Genomic DNA, 16,216 nt, shown 5'->3' with positions numbered 1-16,216 from the left:
GCCGCCTCGCGGCCCCGCCGCCCGCCTATCGTGGGGCGATGGACCCCTGGTCGGTGCGGCGGATCCGCGGAGCCCGGTTGGCCGTGGTCGGCGACCCGTCCGGCCGCGGCGCGCGGGCGCTCGCGACGCTGGCGCACCCGGGCGCACCCATCGTGCAGGCGCTCGGCGGGCTCGGAACGAACGACGGTGCCCGGGTACGGGAGGCGCTCGCCGCCGGCACCGTCGTGGTCGCCGACGCGCAGCGGCTCGCGCCTGCCGATCTCGGCGAGCTCGCCGCCGCGGCGCAGCGCGGGACCCGGGTCGTCCTGGCCCGGGCGACCTCTGAGCGGCCCGTCGCCGACCTCTGGACGGATGACGCCCGCGCTCTCGGCGCCGACGTCCACCTCGCGCTGGACGTCCTCACCGCGGACGAGGTCGGCGTGCTCGCCCGCAGCCTCGGGCTCGAGCTCTCCGGCGCCACCGCGGCGCGCCTGCATCGTCGGACCGGAGGCGCGATCGCGGCGACGCTGGCCGCGCTCGACGAGGCCGCGCGGTCCGGCGGGCACCTTCCGGACGCGGTGCCCGCCGGCGAGCGGCAGCGGGTGGCCGCGGCATTGGCCGAGGTCGGCGAGCCCGCGGCGAGCATCGCGCTCGCGACGGCGGTCCTCGGCGGCGGTGTTCCGGCGGATCTCACCGCCGTGGCCGGCGCCGAGGTGACCGCAGAGGTACTCGACGCGCTCGCGGCCCGTGGTCTGGTGACCGCCCGCCGCGACCGGGACGGGGTGCGGCTCCTGCCGCCGGCCCCGATCGTCGCCCTCGCGATCGAGGAGGCCTCCTCGTGGGCCGATCGGGCACGCCTGCACACCGCGGCGGCCGACGTGGTCGATCCGCATCGCGCCCTCCGTCACCGCGCGGCGGCGGCGCTGGGGACCGACGCCGCGCTCGCGTCGGCCCTGGCGGACGACGGCTCGGCCCTGGCGGCCCGCGGCGAATGGTCCTCGGCCGCCACCGCGTTCGCCGCCGCCACGGGCGTCGCGGCCGACACCGAGACAGCCCGCGGGCTGCGGATCGCGGCCGTCGACGCCTATGTCAGCGCGGGCGACCTCGATGCTGCCCGCGAGCTGGTGCCCGCCATCGAGGCGCTCCCGGCCAGCCCCGAACGGGACTCGGTGCTGGGCTACGTCGCGATCCAATCGGGACGGCCGGCGGAGGCGCAGGATCGGCTGGAGCGGGCCTGGAACGTGGTGAACCCGCGGCTCAGCCCGCTGACCGCCGCGCGGATCGCGCACCGGCGGGGCCTGGACGCGCTGGTGCGCTGGGACGGTCCCGCGCTCATCGCCTGGGCGGACAGGGCGATCGAACTCGGCGGGAATGCACCGCCCGCCATCGAATCCAGGGCGTTCCGCGGGCTCGGAGCCGCCGCAGCAGGCGACCTCGTCGGCGCTGTCCGCGCCGTGGACGCGGGGCTCGCCGAGACGGGGCTACCGGTGGCCGTGTCCCAACGGCTCATGCTCGGCGTGGGTTGGATCCAGTACGGGCTCGGCGATCTCGACCGGGCTCGGACCGCGCTCACCGCCGCCCGCGAGGCCGTCGGGGGCGCTCACCGGGTCTCGCTGTGGGCCCTCGGCTGGCTGGCGCGGGTGCAGTTCGAGATCGGCGACTGGGACGCCGCACTGGAGAGTGCTCGCGAGGCGGTGGAGCTCGGCGACGGCACCGGGATCGTGCTCTGCTCCCCACTCGCGCACTGGACCGCGGCGGAGGTCCTCGCGCTCCGACGCGACTCCGACGGCGCGGATCGGCACGCCGCCGCTGCGCGTGTCGCCCCGACCGGCTATCTCACGCAACGGATCCCGGCCGCGCTGGCGCAGGCCGCAGCGGCGACCGGTGGTCCGCGGGCGGTGCTCGCGGCGGTGCAGCCCCTCCTTGCGGATCCCGCCGCGCGGGCGGTGGGGCCGGACTTCTGGCCGTGGCACTCCGTCGCGGCCCGTGCGCTCGTGGACGCGGGGCGGAGCGACGAAGCGGTCGTCCTGCTCGACGGTGCGCCCGCCCCGCAGAGTGCGCCCGCCCGGATCCGGATGGCCGCCGCTCGGGCGGCCGCGCAGCCGGATGCGGAGGCCGCGGCGAGAACCCTGCGGGCCTGCCTGGAGGACGCCGAGCCCTTTCCCGTGGCGACGGCTCGCCTGCACCTGGACTTGGGGATGCTGTTGCGGCGCAGCGGCCATCGCCGCGACGCCGCGCACCATCTCGGCGAGGCGGCCTCAGCCTTCGAGTCGTTGGGCGCGTTGGCCGCTCTGCGGACGATCGACCGGGAGCGCGGCACCACGGGCGGCCCGACGGACGCGGATGTGGGGGTCCTGACGCCGCACGAACTCAACGTCGCCCGCCTCGTGGTGGCCGGCGGCACCAATCGGCGAGTGGCGGAACAGCTCTACCTGTCACCGAAGACGGTGCAGTTCCACCTCACCCGGATCTTCGCCAAGCTCGGCGTGACGACGCGCGGCGAGCTCGCCGCGCGGTACGGCGGCGAGCTCGCGGCGGAGTCGGACGGGGTGTCTCAGCGGTAGATCGTCTGCAGGTTCGTGTACGCGGCGAGGCCCTCGGGGCCCAGCTCCCGCCCCATGCCGCTCGACTTCACGCCGCCGAACGGCGCGACGGGATCGGGGATGTACCGGTTCACGCCGATCGTGCCGGTCTGCACCCGCCGGGCGACCGCCGCGCCACGGTCCGGGTCGGAGGTCCAGACGGTGCCGCCCAGGCCGTACTCGGACGAGTTGGCGAGCGCGATCGCGTCGTCCACGTCGTCGTAGGCGATGACCGAGAGCACCGGACCGAAGATCTCCTCGTGCGAGGTCACCGCCACGTTCTCGGAGTCCGCGAAGACGGTCGGCTCGACGAACCAGCCGCGGTCGCGTCCGGGGCGCCCGCCCCCGACGGTGAGCCGCGCACCGTCGGCGATGCCCCGCGCGATGTAGCCCTCGACGCGCTCGCGCTGGTTGCGGGTGGCGAGCGGACCGATCTGCGTGCTCTCGTCGGCGGCGTCGCCGACCTGCAGCGACTGCGCGAACGCGGTGAAGGTGTCGACCACCTCGGTGTACCGCGAGCGTGGCGCGAGGACCCGGGTGCCGAGGAAGCAGGTCTGCCCGTTGTTGAGCATGGTCGAGGTGAACAGGCCCTCGCCGATGGTGCCGAGATCGAGTTCGGCGTCGTCGAGCACGATCGCCGCGGACTTGCCGCCCAGTTCCAGCGTGACGGGACGCAGCAGGCGGCCGCAGGTCTCGGCGATCGATCGGCCGGCGGCGGTCGAGCCGGTGAAGGCGACCTTGTCGATGCCGGGATGGGACACCAGGTACGCACCGACCTCCCGGCCGGCGGGCACGATGTTGAGTACGCCCGCGGGCAGTCCGGCGGCGACGGCTGCCTCGGCCAGGAGGAAGGCGTCGAGCACCGTCTCCGGCGAGGGCTTCATCACCATCGTGCAGCCCGCGGCGAGGGCGGGGGCGAGCTTGAACATCGCGAGCGCCTGCGGGAAGTTCCACGGCACGATCGCGGCGACGACGCCGATCGGGGAGCGGCGTACCTCCACGGTCCCGCCGAACACGCCCTCGCGCAGGTCCTGTGCCGCCGGCTGCCGGATCAGGCCGGCGTAGTAGCGCAGCAGGAGCGCCGGGTAGGCGCCCTCGAGCTGGGTGGCGACGGCGATCGGCATGCCGTTCTGCAGGCTCACCCGGGACGCGAACTCCGCGGAGCGGGCCTCGATCTCGTCGGCGAAGCGCTCCATCGCGGCGGCACGACGGTCGGGCTCCCAAGTGGCCCAGCCGTCCGGTGCGGCGAAGGCGGCCCGTGCCGCGGCCACGGCCCGGTCGACGTCGGCCTCCGCGGCCTCGGGGACGGAGCCCAGTGGCTCCTCGGTGCTCGCGTTGATCGGCACGATGGTGCGCGCGGTGCTGGGAATGATCCACTCGCCGCCCACGTACAGGCGGTCGTAGGCGGTGGTGGCGGTGCTGGTGGTCATGGCGATCCCTTCATCGGACGTGATGACCATCACGGTAGGAACCGCCGGGCGGGACGGACTGTTCAAAAGTTGGACACTTCTCGTCGCGGCGGCCCGGCGGCCCGGCGGTTCCGTGGCCCGCTGCTCAGCCGATCCGCAGGCTCCGCAACCGGGAGTAGAGCGTGGTGCGGCTGATGCCGAGCGCGGCGGCGGCTCGCGCCTTGTTCCCGCCCGCCGCATGCAGGGCCGCGACGATGGCGTCGTGCTCGGCGCGCTCGAGCGGGCCCAGATCGCGCCGCTGCGGGCTCACTCGGTAGCGCTCCGGGAGGTCGCTCACGGTCAGATCGCCCGCGGACCGGGACCGCAGCGTCGAGCTGAGCACGGAGCGCAACTCGTGCAGCTCGCCCGGCCAGTCCTGCGCGGCGAGCGCCGCCAGCGCGGACGGGGTCAACCGGACCCGGTCCCCGCCGGGCAGCCGGCGGAGCATGCCGGTCGCGAGATCGGCGAGCTCCGTGCGGCGGTCGGCGAGCGGCAGCAGGTCCACGTGCCGCGCGCACGCCGCGGCGAGCGCCGCCGCGGCGCCCTCCAGGACCGACGCCACGGGCCCGGTCAGCACCAGTCCGGCGGGCCGGTCGACGACGCCGAGCAGTCGGGTCGCGCAGTCGGTGGGCAGTCTGTCGATGTCCTCGACGAGGAGCGGCCGGGCGGGGTCGGCGAGCGCGAGTGCGCGCAGCCACGCCTGCGGGTCGGTCGCCGCGGCGGCACCGTCGAACTCGGTGACCGGCGCGGACAGTGCCGTCCGGGCCGCCGTGGTCCGGCCCGTGCCGGGTCCGCCGCCGATGTACACCGGTCCGGTCCCGGCGGTCCCCTCAGCACGGGACGGCACGTCGATCCGCCGGAACTCGTAGACGGTGCCATCCGCGCCATCGCCGACGCGGCGCGCCAGGACGGACACCTCCGACCCCGACTGCAGGGTGAGGCGAACGGGCCCGGCTCCGGCGGTCAGCTGCGCGAGGAGGTGGTGATCCGCGGGCGCCACGAGGTCGGCCGCGGCGGAGTTCGACAGCACCAGGTCGCCCGCGAGGGCGAGGACCGCACGGTCGTGCCCCGTCGTGGCCAGGGTGAAGGCCTCGAACACCCGCCGACGGCTGCGCGGCGAGTCGGCCAGGGCGCGCTCCTCGATGTCGCGGACCGCGCGCTGCACCAGGGCGGCGAGCAACGGGGAGTCGTCGGCGGTCCGGCAGGTGATGTCGACGACGCCGAGCAGCCTGCGGGTGATCGGGTGGAAGATCGGGTGGCCGTAGCAGCTCAGGTGCTTGAACCGGTCGAGGTAGTGCTCCTCCCCGCGCACCGCGACCCCGCTACGCAGTTCGTGCGCGGTGGCGATCGAATTGGTCCCGGTCGTCTCCTCGAGGAACACCCCACCGAAAACGGCTCCGAGCCCGTCGAACTCGCGGTGCAGGGGCCGTGCGCGCGCCTGGATGTCCACCACGCGCGAGTCGCGGTCGGAGAGGATCACGCCGTACGGGGCGTCGCCGATCCGCTCTGTCAGGTCGGTGAGGACCGGTGCCGCCGCGCGGAGCAGTGCGGACCTGCGGTCGACGGCCTGTTCGTCGACCGGGACGGCGGTGTTCGCCGGCGCGAGTCCTGACATCCGGGACCTGCGCCACGACAGTTCGATCTCCGGGCGCACCTGCTCAGGATAACGACGGCGGCGTGGTCACCGCGCCGTTCTCGCCTCTTCTGCACGTTCCCTGATTCGGTGATACGCTATCGCAAAGCATATCGAGGTTCGGTTGTGGTCGGGAGGTGAAGATGGGATTCACGCGAATACGGTTCACCGTGGTGTCGGCGCTGTGCCTCGCCGTCGTGCTGTGCGGCGTGGGGCTGTGGGTCGTAGAATCGCGCCTGGTCTCGAAGGATTCGGACTGCGGCGGCGCGGGCTCGCCCCGCGCGGTGCCCGGCGTGCTCGTCACGGTCGACGATCGCGCCACGCTCGGTGTCCTCGACACCATGCTGTCGCGACTGGGCTGCGGAGCGCCTGCCCCGGCGCGCGTCTCCGTGAAATAGTATTCACTGAGGACGGGCGAAGAACGGCGGCCGACGAGCGTCGGCCGCCGCTCTCGCTGTCGAGCGTCAGTTCTTGTGCAGGGCGGCGTTGAGTTCCACGCCCTCGCTCTTCCACGGCACGACCTCGACGGCGCCGGTCACGGAATTGCGGCGGAACAGCAGGTTGCTCCGGCCGGCCAGCTCGCGGGCCTTGACCTGGGTGCCGTCGGGGCCGGTGACCTTGGTGCCGGCGGTCAGGTAGAGGCCAGCCTCGAGCACGCAGTCGTCGCCGAGCGGGATGCCCAGCCCCGAGTTCGCGCCCAGCAGGCACCGCTCGCCGAGCGCGATGATCTCTTTGCCGCCGCCCGACAGGGTGCCCATGGTCGACGCGCCGCCGCCCACGTCCGAGTGGTCGCCGATGACGACGCCCGCGGAGATGCGGCCCTCGACCATCGCGGTGCCGAGCGTGCCGGCGTTGAAGTTCACGAAACCCTCGTGCATCACGGTGGTGCCCTCGGCGAGGTGCGCGCCCAGGCGCACGCGGTCCGCGTCGCCGATCCGGACGCCGGTGGGCAGCACGTAGTCGACCATGCGCGGGAACTTGTCCAGGGAGAGCACGGTGACGGTGCCCCGCTTGCGCAGCGCCGCGCGGACCACCTCGAAGCCGGCGGGGGAGCAGGGCCCGAAGTTGGTCCACACCACGTTCGCGAGCAGGCCGAACTGGCCGTCCAGGCTCAGGCCGTGCGGCTGCACCAGGCGGTGGCTCAGCAGATGCAGGCGCAGGTACACGTCGTGCGCGTCGACGGGCGCGGCCGCGAGGTCGGCGATCGTGGTCTCCACGACGACGGTGCGCACCTTGCGGTCCGCGTCCGGGCCCGCGAGGGCGGTCAGCTCGGCGGGCACGCCGGCCGGGTCCTGGACCGACCCGACGGTGCCGCCACCGTCCGTCAGCGCCGGCGCGGGGTACCAGGTGTCGAGCACCGTCCCGTCGTCGGTGAGGGTGGCCAGTCCGTACGCCTTCGCTCCACGATTCGTCACGTCGACAAGGGTACCGTCGGCCGGTTCCGCCGAGTGAACAGGAACAGTGCCAGCAGGAGTGCGCCCTCGATCACGTGCACCCAGCTGCCGAAGACGTCGACGCCGAGCGCGTCCCGAACCTCGTCACCGACCGGGAGCATCGAGACTCCCCAGAACGCGTAGTAGAGACCGCCGAAGATCGCGTAGAGACGTGCATGAGTCGCGTCCATCACCAGGATCAGCCCGACGGCCCCGCTGATGAGGTGCATCAGCGCGTGGACCGCATTGACCGTGACCGGGATGAATCCGAACACCGTGACGGTGCAGGTCTGCAGCGGGGAGAACAGCATCTGTGGGCACAGGAGGTAGGCGCCGGGGCCGTTCGACGTGAGCCAGGCCGCGAGGAGGAAGACGCCGAACTGGAGCGGGGACGCGGTGATCCGGGTGACGTAGTCGATCGCGAGCGCGCGGACCCTCGCGAGGCCGTCATCGTCTGTGTCGTTGCTCATCGCATCTTCCTATGACAGTCGTTATAGAACGGGTCGGACGCTACGCTATGACAAGCGTCATAACAACCCGTGACGAGATCAGGAGGTCGACGATGCCCCGCTCAGGATCGGATGCGCGTGCCAAGCTCGTCATCGGCGCTGCGGACATGCTCCGCCGTCGCGGGTTCGCCGCGGCCTCGGTGCGGGAGGTGGCGAAGCGATCGGGTGCACCGCTCGGCTCGACCTACCACTACTTCCCCGAGGGCAAGGCGGAACTCGCCGCGGAGGCGGTGCGCCTCGCCGACCGGATCACGGTGCAGATGCTCACGGACAGCCTTGCGGAGGGGCCGGTGCGAGGGCTGGCCGCGTTCGTGGATACGTGGCGGATGATCCTGGTGGACAGTGACTTCGAGGCGGGATGTCCGGTCGTCGCGGTGGCCGTCGACGCGTCGCCGGATGCGGCCGCTCCGCGCGCCGCGGCGGCGACGGCGTTCGAAGGGTGGGCAGGCCGGATCGCCGACGCTCTGGCCGACGCGGGTGTGGCGGCGACCGAGGCCCGCACCCTCGCCGCACTCATCGTCACCTCCGTGGAAGGGGCGGTGGTCGTGTGCCGGGCCACACGCTCGACGGCGACGCTCGACGACGTCGGCGTGGCGCTCGACCGGGTGGTGGCGGCCGCGCTCCGCGACAGCCCGAACGAGTGATTCTGGACGGTACTCGACTAGGAGTCGTAGGGCGGGCTCGGTTGCGGCACCGGGTGGTCGCTCACTAGACGCACGATCGGCCGGTAGTGGCGGGCACGGGTCGCGGTTCCGGGAACGAGCCGGACCACCGCCGTCACCCAACCGCCGTCCGGCGGCAGCGCAGGGGTTCCTGCGACCTCGATGTCGATCGGACGCGCGTCCGCGACGCAGCACCAGATCATGACCCGCGCGAGGAAGGGGCGCCCGTCGATGTGGGTGACGTAGGCCGTCATCGACACGTCCCGGTCGAGGGTTCCCGCCGTGTCCGACACGGCGCGGTTCTGGAAGTCGTTGAGAGCGATGTGCGGGGCGACTCCCGGAGGCAGCGGCGGATAGGCGCGCCCGGACTCGTCGGTCGTCGCAGCCACGACGACGGTGCGCTGCGCGGCCCCGGGATCGAGGGCCGGCGGCGCGCAGAACAGCAGGAGCAGTACCGGCACGAGCAGGACCCATCCGACGCGGCCGGAACCGTGCGCGTGCCCGTGAGCGTCGTCGTGGGGACGGTGCGCGACGGGCGTGAGCGTGCCGGCGAACCCGATGTCGTCCTCGAAGTCCTCGTCCGCACGCGCCTCGCCGATGTCGGCCGCCATCCCGCTGACGGCGAGGACCACGATCACCACGGCCGAGGCCGCCAGGAACCAGAACATCACCGGTCGCACGTAGTTGAGATAGGTACCGGTCGCGGTAGCGATCGCGACGGCGCTGCCGAACAGCAGCAGGAGTAGGTTCCGGGCGGGTCGGTTCATCTCACCGCCACCCGACGAACAGCGCGCCCGCTGCGGTGCCGCACCCGACGGCGACGACGAGACACAGGGGCGCGAACCGGGCGACGAACCGCCGGCCGAAGACGCCGGTCTGCATCGCCATGAGCTTCAGATCGACGGCGGGCCCGACGACGAGGAAGACCAGGCGCGGGAGCAGCGGCAGCGCGTTGAGCGACGCCGCGACGAAGGCGTCGGCCTCGCTGCACAGCGCCATGATCACGGCCAGAGCCGCCATGACCCCGATCGTGAGCACCATGTTCCCGGAGAGGTGGTCGATCCACGACGCGGGCACCAGCACGTGCAGCGCCGCCGCGAGCGCCGCACCCGCCGCGAGGTAGGCGGCCGACTCCACGAGGTCGTGCCGGGCCGTCTCGCCCGCGAGGGCCAGTTTCCCGCGCACGCCCGCAGGAAGCGCCCCGGCCAACGCGGCGTCCGGGGGCCGCCGGATCCACTCCGGCCTGCCGACCAGGAGCCAGAACCAGCCCACGATCAGCGCGGTCGTCAGCGATCCGGCGAGCCGCGCGGCGGCCATGATCGGCGCCTGCGGGAAGGCGACCGCCGTGGCGATGATCACCACGGGGTTCACGGCCGGGGCGGCGAGCAGGAAGGTGAGGGCGACCCCGTCGGGCACTCCGCGGTCGCGCAGCCGCCCCGCGACCGGGACCGCGGAGCACTCGCACCCGGGCAGCGCCGCGCTCGAGACCCCGGCGACCACGACGGCTGCGGCGCGTCGCCGCGGCAGCACCCGCCGCAGGGCGTCGGCCGAGACGAAACCGGCGATGGCGCCGCTCACCAGCACGCCGAGGACGAGGAACGGCGTGGCCTGGACGAAGATCCCGACGAACACCGTCGCCGCTGTGCGCAGTTCGGGGCGGGCGTCGATCCCCGCCGCGAGCGGTCGGGCCGCCACGATCGTCGCGCACACGACCACGACGAGCACCGTCACCGCGGGGAACGAACGCTTCGCGAGGAGTTCGGGCACGCGTCCAGTGTGCCGCGCGGGCGCCCGACGTGCCGATAGCCTGGGGGTGTGACTCTGGACATCGCATCGGACCCGATCGACCTCACCGCCGCGCTGGTGGACATCCCCAGCGTGAGCCACGACGAGGAGCGCATCGCGAACGAGGTGGAGGCGGCGCTGCGCGACCTCGGCCGGTTCGAGGTGCTCCGGGTGGGCAACAACGTGCTCGCGCGGACGAATCGTGGACTGCCGCAACGCGTGATGCTCGCCGGCCACGTCGACACGGTGCCGATCGCCGACAACGTGCCCAGCCGCCGCGAGGGCGGGATCCTGCACGGGTGCGGCACCGTCGACATGAAGAGCGGCGACGCGGTCTTCCTGCACCTGGCCGCCACGATGGCCGAGCCCGCCTACGACCTGACCCTCATCTTCTACGAGTGCGAGGAGATCGCCTCGCAGTTCAACGGACTCGGCCGGATCGAGCGCGAGCTCCCGGACTGGCTGGCCGCCGACGTCGCGATCCTCGGGGAGCCCTCCGGCGGGCTCATCGAGGCGGGCTGCCAGGGGACGATCCGCGTGCGGATCACCGCGAGCGGCGTGCGCGCGCACAGCGCCCGGTCGTGGCTGGGCGACAACGCGATCCACAAGCTCGGCCCGGTGCTGACCGCGCTCCAGGCGTACGAGGCGCGCACCGTCGACATCGACGGCTGCGAGTACCGCGAGGGCCTCTCCGCGGTCAAGATCGAGGGCGGCGTGGCCGGGAACGTGGTGCCCGACGAGGCCTTCATGGACGTCAACTTCCGGTTCGCGCCGGACCGCACCGTCGACGATGCGGTCGCGCACGTCCGCGAGGTCCTCGCCGGCCCGCTGGCCGACGGTGCCCTCGCCTTCGAGGTGACCGACGCGGCGCCCGGCGCGCTCCCGGGCCTGGGGGCGCCCGCTGCGGCGAAGCTCGTGGAGGCCGCCGGTGGCCGGTTCCGCGCCAAGTACGGGTGGACCGACGTCTCGCGGTTCGCGGCCCTGGGTATCCCCGCGGTGAATTTCGGCCCCGGCGACCCGAATTACGCCCACAAGCGCGACGAACAGGTCGAGACGGCGCAGATCACCGAGGTGGCCGCCGTGCTGCGGGCCTTCCTCGCCGGATAGCGTGTGCGTCATGGCAGCGGATAAGAACCCTCAGGATCTCTACCTGCGCTACCGCGGGCCCGTGCGCGTGCAGGGCGCGGCGGCCGGGGAGTCGTCGACCACCGACCAGCGGCTGCTCGCGAACGCGGACGATGCGGACTGGCTGCACCGCGACCCGTGGCGCGTCATGCGGATCCAGGCGGAGTTCGTCGAGGGCTTCGGTGCCCTCGCCGAGCTGCCGCCGGCGGTCACCGTGTTCGGTTCCGCTCGGATCAAAGAGGATTCGCCCGAGTACGCCACCGGGCGCGAGCTCGGTGCGGGCCTCGTGCGTGCGGGCTACGCGGTGATCACGGGCGGTGGCCCGGGCGCGATGGAGGCCGCGAACCGCGGCGCGAAGGACGCCGACGGGCTGTCGGTGGGCCTCGGGATCGAGTTGCCCTTCGAGCAGGGCCTCAACGACTGGGTCGATCTCGGCATCAACTTCCGCTACTTCTTCGTGCGCAAGACGATGTTCGTCAAGTACGCGCAGGCCTTCGTCTGCCTACCCGGCGGTTTCGGCACGCTCGACGAGCTGTTCGAGGCGCTGACGCTGGTGCAGACGCGCAAGGTGACCCGCTTCCCGATCGTGCTGCTCGGCTCCGCGTACTGGGGCGGGCTGGTGGATTGGATCCGCGGCACGCTCACCGAACAGGGAATGGTCTCGCCCGGCGACGCCGACCTGATCACGGTCACCGACTCGGTGGACGACGCGATCAAGATCATCGCGGACGCCGATGCCGCTCGCGAGATCGATCCGAGCGCGGTGGACCCGTCGTGACGGCGATCGCGGTGTTCTGCGCGTCTCGGCCCGTGCCCGAGGAGTACATCGCTCTCGCCACCGAGGTGGGCAGGGGCATCGCGGCGGGCGGCGACACCCTCGTCTGGGGCGGCGGCCACGTCTCCATGATGGGTGCGGTCGCGCAGGCCGCTCGTGACGGCGGTGCCCACACCCTGGGCGTGATCCCGCGGGCACTGGTCGACCGCGAGGTCGCGGACCACGGCGCCGACGAGCTCCTCGTGGTGGACACCATGCGCGAGCGCAAGCAGCTCATGGACGACAACGCCGAGGCCTTCCTGGTGCTCCCGGGCGGCGTGGGCACCCTCGAGGAGTTCTTCGAGGCGTGGACCGCGGGCTACCTGTCCATGCACGACAAGCCGGTGGTGGTGCTGGACCACGACGGCTTCTACGCGCCGCTGCTGGACTGGATCGTCGGCCTCAAGGCGCGGGGGTTCGTCGGTGACGCGGCTCTCGGCCGGCTGCAGCGGGCGACCGACGTCACGGCCGCCCTCGACGCGTGCCGTGGTACGGCGGCCCCACGGTAGGCTCGCCGCTGTGAGCTCTACGCATAAGAACACCACCGTCGGCATCGCGGACCTGGCCAGGGGCGTCGGCAAGCTGCTGCCCGACCTGCCCCTCCTGATCAAGGAGGGCCCGTCGATCCTGCTGCGCACGCAGAACAGCAAGGAGACGATCGGCACGGTGTTCCAGAAGCGGGCCGCGCAGCACCCGTCGCGCGACTTCCTCCGCTTCCACGGCGAGGGCATCAGTTACGGCGAGGCCAACGCCACCGTCAACACCTACGCGCGCGTGCTGCTCCAGCGCGGCGTGAAGGTGGGCGACGTGGTCGGCGTCGTCATGCACAACCACCCGCAGATGGTCCTGGTGATGCTGGCGATCGTCAAGGTGGGCGCCACTGCGGGCCTGGTGAACTACAACCAGCGCGGTGCCGTCCTCGCACACAGTCTCGGCATCCTCGAGACCGGCACCATCGTCACGGACGAGGAGGATCTCGAGGCCTTCGACTCGCTCGACGCCGCGGACCGCCCCGCCGACGGGGTGCTGCTCACGATCGACGAGCTGGCGGCGCAGGCCCGCGAGGTGCGGGCGCAGGACCCCCGCGCCACCGACAACCTCCCGGTGACCGCCGCGCTGCCGTCGAGCACCCGGGCCTTCTACGTGTTCACCTCGGGCACGACGGGCATGCCGAAGGCGTCGATCATGACGCATTACCGGTGGCTCAAGGGCATGTCCGGGTTCGGTGCGACGGCCGTCCGGATGCGCGGCGACGACGTCATGTACTGCCCGCTTCCGCTGTACCACAACAACGCTGCGCTGGTGGCGCTCGGCTCCGTGCTGGTCTCCGGCGCCACACTGGCCGTGGGGCGCAAGTTCTCCGCGTCGAAGTTCTGGGACGAGGCGAACGAGAACTCGGCCACGATGTTCATCTACATCGGCGAGATCTGCCGGTACCTGCTCAATCAGCCGCCCAGGCCGAGTGACAGGTCCAACACGATCCGCGTGGCGGCGGGCAACGGCATGCGGCCGGAGATCTGGCGGGAGTTCCAGGAGCGCTTCGGAATCGACCGGATCATGGAGTTCTACGCGGCCAGCGAGACGAACATCGCCTTCGTCAACGTCTTCGACATCGAGGGCACCGTCGGACTGTGCCCCCTGCCGCACGCGGTCGTCGAGTACGACCTGGACACCGCCGGGCCCCTGCGGGACTCGCGCGGACGGATGAAACAGGTCAAGCGCGGGCAGAACGGTCTGCTGCTCACCAGGATCACGAAGGCCGCGCCCTTCGACGGCTACACGGACGGCAGGGCGGGCGACGCCAAGCTGATCCGCGACGGCTTCAAGGACGGCGACGTCTGGTTCAACACCGGTGACGTCGTGACCAAGCAGGGCTTCGACCACATCGCCTTCGTCGACCGGCTCGGCGACACCTTCCGCTGGAAGGGCGAGAACGTGGCCACCACCGAGGTCGAGGGCGCGCTCGACGAGGCGGACCAGGTGGAGGGCTCGATCGTGTACGGCGTCGCGATCCCCGGCGCGGACGGCAAGGCCGGCATGGCCGCTGTGAAGCTCGCCGAGGGCCGGGATTTCGACGGTGCCGCCCTCGCCACGGTGCTGCGGAACGAGCTGCCCGCGTACGCGATCCCGCTGTACGCGCGGGTCGTGCCCAGCCTCGAGGTCACCTCCACGTTCAAGAGCCTCAAGGGCGAGCTGCGCAAGCAGGGCTTCGCGGACACGGGCGCCGACCCGCTCTACGTCCTCGTCGGCGGTGCGGACGGCTACGTCCCGGCCTACGACGGATACGCAGCGGACGTCGCGGCCGCCAAGGTCCCGGACCTGCGTTCCTAGGATGACCGCCCCCGGCGCGAATCCCGAGACACCCCCGGGTCGGCCTCCGGCCTCCCGCCCGCCGGTGCGCCCCACCCTGTGCGGCCGCCCGGTCCCGACGGACCGCGCCTTGGTGATGGCGATCATCAACCGCACGCCGGACTCGTTCTACGACCGCGGCAGCTACTTCGCCGTCGACGCCGCGCTGGAGCGGGTCGCCACGGCGGTCGCCGAGGGTGCCGACGTCGTGGACGTGGGGGGCGTGAAGGCCGGCCCCGGCCAGACCGTGGACGCCACCGAGGAGATCGCCCGCACCGTGCCCTTCATCGCTCAGGTGCGTGACCGGCATCCCGACCTGCTGATCAGTGTGGACACCTGGCGCGCCTCCGTCGCGGAGGCCGCGGTGGACGCGGGTGCCGATCTCATCAACGACACGTGGGCGGGCGCCGACCCGGACCTGCCGCGCGTCGCCGCCGCCACCGGTGCGGGCCTGGTGTGTTCCCACACGGGCGGCGCCGTGCCCCGGTCTCGTCCCTACCGCGTGCGGTACCCCGACGTGGTGGCGGACGTGCGCGAGAAGCTCACCGCTGCTGCGGAGGCGGCGTTCGCGGCCGGCGTCCGCGAGGATGGCATCGTCATCGACCCGACCCACGACTTCGGCAAGAACACCCACCACGGCCTCGCGCTGCTGCGCGACCTGGACGTGCTCGTGGACACCGGGTGGCCGGTGCTGATGGCCCTGTCCAACAAGGATTTCATCGGCGAGACGCTCGACGCGGGGCTGGAGGAGCGGGTCGCCGGGACCCTGGCGGCCACGGCCCTCGCCGCGCACGCGGGGGCGCGGATGTTCCGCGTGCACCAGGTGGCCGAGACACTGCGCGTGGTCCAGATGGTGGCGTCCATCGACGGCGCCCGTCCGCCCGCTCGCGTGGTCCGAGGGCTGGCGTGAGCGGCGAGGCGCCGCAGGCGCATTCGAGCGAGCGGTTCTTCGCCGAACCGGCGTGGACCGTCGAGGAGCTGGTGGCCGCCAAGCGGGGCCGGACGGTGTCCGTGGTGCTGCCCGCTCTCAATGAGGAGGCCACCGTCGGCGGCGTGGTGGCGACGATCGCGCCCCTGGTGGGCACCCTGGTGGACGAGCTGATCGTGCTGGACTCCGGGTCGACCGACGCCACGGCGGAGCGGGCTCGCGCCGCGGGGGCGACGGTGATCAGCCGGGAGGAGGCGGTTCCCGGGCTGCCGCCGGTGCCCGGCAAGGGCGAGGCGCTGTGGCGCGGGGTCGCCGCATCGTCGGGCGACCTGATCGCCTTCATCGACTCCGACCTCATCGAGCCGGATCCGCGGTACGTGCCGCGCCTGTTGGGGCCCATGCTGTTCCATCCCGAGGTGCACCTCGTCAAGGCCTACTACCGGCGGCCGCTGCGCGTGTTCAAACAGGGCGAGGATCCGACCGGCGGGGGCCGCGTCACCGAGCTGGTCGCGCGGCCCCTGCTGGCCGCGCTCCGGCCGCCGCTGCGCGCCGTGCTGCAGCCGCTCGGCGGCGAGTACGCGGGCACCCGTGCGTTCCTCGCTTCGGTGCCCTTCGCGCCCGGGTACGGCGTGGAGATCGGACTGCTGCTCGACGCGGAGGAGCGCTACGGGCTCGCCGGGATCGCACAGGTGAACCTCTCGGTCCGCAAGCACCGCAACCGCGACCTGCGCGACCTGGGCGTGATGAGCCGCCAGATCATGGGCACCGCGTTGCGGCGCTGCGGCATCGAGGACTCGGGTGCGGGCATCACGCAGTACCTGGTCGATCCCGGGCCCGACGACGCCTTCACCGAGGTCACGACGGATCTGTACCTGGAGGATCGCCCGCCCGTCGACTCGCTGGGAACGTGACCGAAACTACTTGACGATTCGGAAAGTACTTTCTAAGGTTGCGTCATCGACCGTGGAA

General features: G+C 72.6%; 15 protein-coding genes. 9 read left to right on the top strand and 6 right to left on the bottom strand.

The window, feature by feature from the left end; translation table 11 throughout:
* Positions 1-38 precede the first annotated feature (38 nt).
* The gene (locus AXK61_RS21415) at positions 39-2,543 is read left to right on the top strand and encodes a LuxR C-terminal-related transcriptional regulator (protein ID WP_068746972.1); all 2,505 of its coding nucleotides are present in this window, start codon (positions 39-41) and stop codon (positions 2,541-2,543) included.
* On the opposite strand, the gene AXK61_RS21410 is transcribed toward AXK61_RS21415, so the two are convergent.
* Entirely contained in the window at positions 2,534-3,991 is a 1,458-nt protein-coding gene (locus AXK61_RS21410) for an aldehyde dehydrogenase (protein ID WP_068747180.1), read from the bottom strand. The two genes, AXK61_RS21415 and AXK61_RS21410, sit on opposite strands and share 10 nt — an antisense overlap.
* Before the next feature lie 124 nt (positions 3,992-4,115).
* A complete protein-coding gene (locus AXK61_RS21405; RefSeq protein ID WP_156485783.1) occupies positions 4,116-5,663 on the bottom strand; it encodes a sigma-54-dependent Fis family transcriptional regulator in 1,548 nt (515 codons plus the stop codon).
* 122 nt (positions 5,664-5,785) lie between these two features.
* Between AXK61_RS21405 and AXK61_RS21400 the strand changes: the two genes are divergently transcribed.
* Positions 5,786-6,040, top strand: coding sequence for a hypothetical protein (locus AXK61_RS21400; protein ID WP_156485782.1), 255 nt, complete (start codon positions 5,786-5,788; stop codon positions 6,038-6,040).
* A gap of 66 nt (positions 6,041-6,106) precedes the next feature.
* Here the strand turns inward: AXK61_RS21400 and dapD are convergent, their stop codons facing one another.
* Positions 6,107-7,057, bottom strand: a complete 951-nt coding sequence (dapD, locus tag AXK61_RS21395; protein WP_068575117.1) for a 2,3,4,5-tetrahydropyridine-2,6-dicarboxylate N-succinyltransferase — start codon at positions 7,055-7,057, stop codon at positions 6,107-6,109.
* Positions 7,054-7,545, bottom strand: coding sequence for a DUF4383 domain-containing protein (locus tag AXK61_RS21390; protein WP_068575118.1), 492 nt, complete (start codon positions 7,543-7,545; stop codon positions 7,054-7,056). The genes dapD and AXK61_RS21390 overlap by 4 nt, the downstream gene beginning before the upstream one ends.
* A 92-nt stretch (positions 7,546-7,637) precedes the next feature.
* On the opposite strand from AXK61_RS21390, the gene AXK61_RS21385 reads away from it, so the two are divergent.
* Entirely contained in the window at positions 7,638-8,228 is a 591-nt protein-coding gene (locus AXK61_RS21385) for a TetR/AcrR family transcriptional regulator (RefSeq protein WP_068575119.1), read from the top strand.
* Between the two features lie 17 nt (positions 8,229-8,245).
* On the opposite strand, the gene AXK61_RS21380 is transcribed toward AXK61_RS21385, so the two are convergent.
* Together AXK61_RS21380 and AXK61_RS21375 are read right to left on the bottom strand one after the other, a co-directional pair.
* Positions 8,246-9,013 carry a TIGR03943 family putative permease subunit gene (locus AXK61_RS21380; protein ID WP_068575120.1) on the bottom strand — a complete coding sequence of 256 codons (768 nt, stop codon included), beginning with the start codon at positions 9,011-9,013 and terminating at the stop codon, positions 8,246-8,248.
* A 1-nt stretch (position 9,014) separates the two neighbouring features.
* On the bottom strand, positions 9,015-10,013 hold the full coding sequence (locus AXK61_RS21375) for a permease (RefSeq protein WP_068746969.1): 999 nt from the start codon (positions 10,011-10,013) through the stop codon (positions 9,015-9,017).
* A gap of 48 nt (positions 10,014-10,061) precedes the next feature.
* Between AXK61_RS21375 and dapE the strand changes: the two genes are divergently transcribed.
* Genes dapE through AXK61_RS21345 form a run of 6 tightly spaced genes read left to right on the top strand, consistent with a single transcriptional unit; the run spans position 10,062 to position 16,158 of the window.
* Positions 10,062-11,138: a succinyl-diaminopimelate desuccinylase gene (gene dapE, locus AXK61_RS21370; RefSeq protein WP_068575122.1), complete on the top strand. Its 1,077-nt coding sequence runs from the start codon at positions 10,062-10,064 to the stop codon at positions 11,136-11,138.
* A gap of 10 nt (positions 11,139-11,148) precedes the next feature.
* Positions 11,149-11,934, top strand: a complete 786-nt coding sequence (locus tag AXK61_RS21365; protein ID WP_068575123.1) for an LOG family protein — start codon at positions 11,149-11,151, stop codon at positions 11,932-11,934.
* A complete protein-coding gene (locus AXK61_RS21360; protein ID WP_068575124.1) occupies positions 11,931-12,479 on the top strand; it encodes an LOG family protein in 549 nt (182 codons plus the stop codon). Before AXK61_RS21365 ends, AXK61_RS21360 begins: the two co-directional genes overlap by 4 nt.
* Before the next feature lie 10 nt (positions 12,480-12,489).
* The gene (locus AXK61_RS21355) at positions 12,490-14,301 is read left to right on the top strand and encodes a long-chain-acyl-CoA synthetase (protein WP_068746968.1); all 1,812 of its coding nucleotides are present in this window, start codon (positions 12,490-12,492) and stop codon (positions 14,299-14,301) included.
* Between the two features lies 1 nt (position 14,302).
* Positions 14,303-15,229, top strand: a complete 927-nt coding sequence (gene folP / locus AXK61_RS21350; protein WP_068575125.1) for a dihydropteroate synthase — start codon at positions 14,303-14,305, stop codon at positions 15,227-15,229.
* Positions 15,226-16,158, top strand: a complete 933-nt coding sequence (locus AXK61_RS21345; protein WP_068575126.1) for a glucosyl-3-phosphoglycerate synthase — start codon at positions 15,226-15,228, stop codon at positions 16,156-16,158. Before folP ends, AXK61_RS21345 begins: the two co-directional genes overlap by 4 nt.
* Positions 16,159-16,216 lie beyond the last annotated feature (58 nt).

The organism is Tsukamurella pseudospumae, from assembly GCF_001575205.1.
GTDB classification, from domain to species: Bacteria; Actinomycetota; Actinomycetes; order Mycobacteriales; family Mycobacteriaceae; genus Tsukamurella; species Tsukamurella pseudospumae.
The sequence above is the reverse complement of the archived record's forward strand: the minus strand, read 5'-3'. Positions and strand labels throughout refer to the sequence as shown.